Origin of the sequence: Escherichia sp. GZ89 (genome assembly GCF_019366485.1) — a bacterium.
GTDB lineage: Bacteria > Pseudomonadota > Gammaproteobacteria > Enterobacterales > Enterobacteriaceae > Escherichia > Escherichia fergusonii.
Window position 1 is genome coordinate 1 of the sequence record NZ_JAEOHX010000040.1, and the last position, 1351, is coordinate 1351.

The 1351-nt window shown below is 49.5% G+C and carries 1 protein-coding gene; it reads left to right on the plus strand.

Annotated features, from left to right (window positions below; translation table 11 throughout):
- Positions 1–30: 30 nt before the first annotated feature.
- Positions 31–1056, plus strand: a complete 1026-nt coding sequence (locus K0335_RS22035) for an IS110 family transposase (RefSeq protein WP_000868863.1) — start codon at positions 31–33, stop codon at positions 1054–1056.
- Positions 1057–1351: the final 295 nt, after the last annotated feature.

A 1351-nucleotide genomic window follows, 5' to 3' on the forward strand; every position in this document is an offset into this window, starting at 1 on the left:
AATACGTCCTGAAAAATTAGGAGCGTCCACATGAAAGTATCAACTCTTGGTATCGACCTGGCAAAGAACGTTTTTCAGCTTCATGGTGTCGATCATGAAGGCCATACTATTTTGCGTAAAAAGCTCACCCGGGCTAAGTTTGTTCAGTTTGTGATTCAACTGGAACCTTGTCTGATTGGCATGGAAGCCTGCTCATCCAGTCATTATTTTGCGCGATTATTCACCCGCTATGGTCATGAGGTAAAACTCATACCTCCGCAGTATGTGAAGCCTTATGTGAAAACGAACAAGACGGATGCAGCAGATGCTGAAGCAATCTGCGAAGCGGTAACCCGCCCGAATATGCGTTTTGTTCAGATAAAAACCGAAGAGCAGCAGGCCGTTTTAGCGTTACACACTGAACGGGGAATACTTATCCGTGAGCGGATTGCCTGTGCCAATAGTTTAAGAGCCACACTTGCTGAGTTTGGTATTACGATTGCGGCCGGACAAAGCCATTTAACACGTGAGCTGCCAGCCATTCTGGAGGATGGCGAAAATGGTTTATCTCCCTTTGTCAGAACCAGCATCTACAGACAGTCTAAACATATCCGGGAACTTGAAGAACAAGTTAAACAGGTAGAAGAAGCTCTGGCCTCCTGGTATAGAACGCAGGAAGCCTGCCAGAGAATGGCCAAGATCCCGGGGGTTGGCATGCTAACGGCCACTTATGTGGTAGCAGCAGTGGGTAATGCCCGACAATTCAGTACCGCAAAGCAGTTCGCTTCATGGCTGGGGCTGACACCAAAGGAACATTCCAGCGGCGGGAAACAGCAACTGGGAGGGATCAGCAAACGTGGAGATGGATATTTCCGATACCTGCTGGTTCACGGCGCACGCGCACTTACCGCCTGGGTCAACCGAAACGGCGCGGTTGAGGAGAATTCCTGGCTTCAGGGACTCCTTGAGCGGAAGCACTACAATGTAGCTGTTGTCGCCATGGCGGCAAAAACAGCGAGGATCATGTGGTCAATGTTGTCACACAATACTGAATATCAACCTCGGCAGCTCGCCTGACACAAGGTCAGTCAATCTGACGAGGTGCTGAAAAAAAGTTAACGTCCTGGTAGGTGCAGGTGACTTCAGAAGATGGCAAAACAGGTAAGACCGCAGGCAGGACACACCGAGAGGTAACAAGGGCAAGTTAGCCCGTAGAGGATGATTGGTACCTGCCTGGCGGATTTCATCATGGTTCGGGATAAAAATCCCATCAGAAACCGGATATATGGCTGCACCTACCCGTTTTATTACATAACTGAAGAAAGCATTGCATTCCGGGAGCGTCCATATATGTTACCTCGCGCCCGACCCG

Bases quoted from the DNA above. Each gene is read 5' to 3' on its own strand.
- K0335_RS22035 (WP_000868863.1), top strand. From the start codon at position 31: ATGAAAGTATCAACTCTTGGTATCGACCTGGCAAAGAACGTTTTTCAG.